The organism is Abyssibacter profundi (assembly GCF_003151135.1).
Classification (GTDB): domain Bacteria; phylum Pseudomonadota; class Gammaproteobacteria; order Nevskiales; family OUC007; genus Abyssibacter; species Abyssibacter profundi.
Window position 1 is genome coordinate 1 of record NZ_QEQK01000029.1, and the last position, 1,308, is coordinate 1,308.

1 protein-coding gene is annotated in these 1,308 nt (G+C 61.5%); it reads right to left on the minus strand.

What is annotated here, in order from left to right:
- Positions 1-19: 19 nt before the first annotated feature.
- Positions 20-1,189 (minus strand): IS4 family transposase, encoded by a 1,170-nt coding sequence (locus DEH80_RS17015; protein WP_109721721.1) that lies wholly within the window; start codon positions 1,187-1,189, stop codon positions 20-22.
- Positions 1,190-1,308: the final 119 nt, after the last annotated feature.

The following is a 1,308-nucleotide window of genomic DNA, read 5'->3' on the forward strand; positions in this document are numbered from 1 at the left end:
CCTGAGGATTCCCCACATCTCATGGCGTTGCAACTGCTTGGCTTGCAAGCGAACAGAGTCGCCTGAGGGCTTGGTCGGGTGCGGGTATCCGGGCACTCGATTTTCGTAGATGCTCCCAGCCTCGGCGGAGCATTGAGACTCGGAACCTCAACTCGTGGGTGTGGGTCGTGGCCACGGCAGCCAGCCAAGCCACCAGCGTCGCCAGCAGGTGAATCAGCAGTAGCATCTGTAGCCGTTCGGCACTGCGCGTCTGGGTGTCCTCGAACCCTGCACCAAAGCGGTGGGATTTGAGGTCTCTGAATGACGATTCAATCTGCATCCGGTGCCGGTAAAGCGTGACGATCTGACGGGCTGAGCGGGCCGCCAATGACGGGCTGTACACCAACAGCCACGGTTCACCACCGGCGCGGGCCATTTTCCGCGCCTGTCCGCTATCGGCTCGGCATCCCGAGCGGTTGAGCACCTGATGACGCCCTTTGGGCGGCTGCCGGATCAGCGTGCCGTAAGCGGCCAGTTGATGGTTTGCGGTCACCCGGATCGCGCCTAAAGCCGTGGCCTTCGGGGTGGCGTGACGATACCAGTCAGCTACAGGCAGAAACGGTGCAAACGCTTTTGTTGCCAAGCATAAGGAGACTCTGCCGCGTACGCGGCCCAGCCAATGCCAGCCCAAGGCCTCGACCTCACGAAACCACGGCACCCTGAAGCCAGCATCGGTCACGATGATCGGCGTCACCGATCTTGGCAGCAGCTTCTTCAGCGCAGCCAGAAAGTGCCGATGGACCACCGGGGAGTTCAGCCGCCGCTGAGGATGCACCTCTTCGTAGACCGTCAGCGTACGGCCGCGAACCACCAATCCGGCCCGCAGCAAATGCCATCGACCGTCGGCCTTGAGCTCGCTCCAATCAACGACAATAACCGGCTCGGGAGTTCGTACTGCCAACAAAGCCACCGCACCATAAAACCGGCACCGCTGAGCCTGAACCGATGGGTTAGATAGCAAACGGTCCAGGCGCTTCAACGGCGGCCAGACCTTAGCTGCATTGCCCCAATGCCGAGCCAGTTCCATCATGACCAGCCGCCGCCCTCGGAGGCAGGCATCGACGGCCCTGAGCAAGTTGGCGGCATTGCGCCGATCCAGCGACCCCAGTGCCGGGGCCAGCAGCTTCTGCAATACTCTCGTGGCGTGCATGGCGAGCCTCGCTTCTTGTCGGAAACGAGGAAAAAACTCGTCGTGCACGCGCTGTTTTCACCGCAAGCTACACCTCAAGCGGTTGATTACGCAAGGAAAGATGTGGGGAACCCTCAGGG

Bases quoted from the DNA above. Each gene is read 5' to 3' on its own strand.
- DEH80_RS17015 (WP_109721721.1), bottom strand. From the start codon at position 1,189: ATGCACGCCACGAGAGTATTGCAGAAGCTGCTGGCCCCGGCACTGGGG.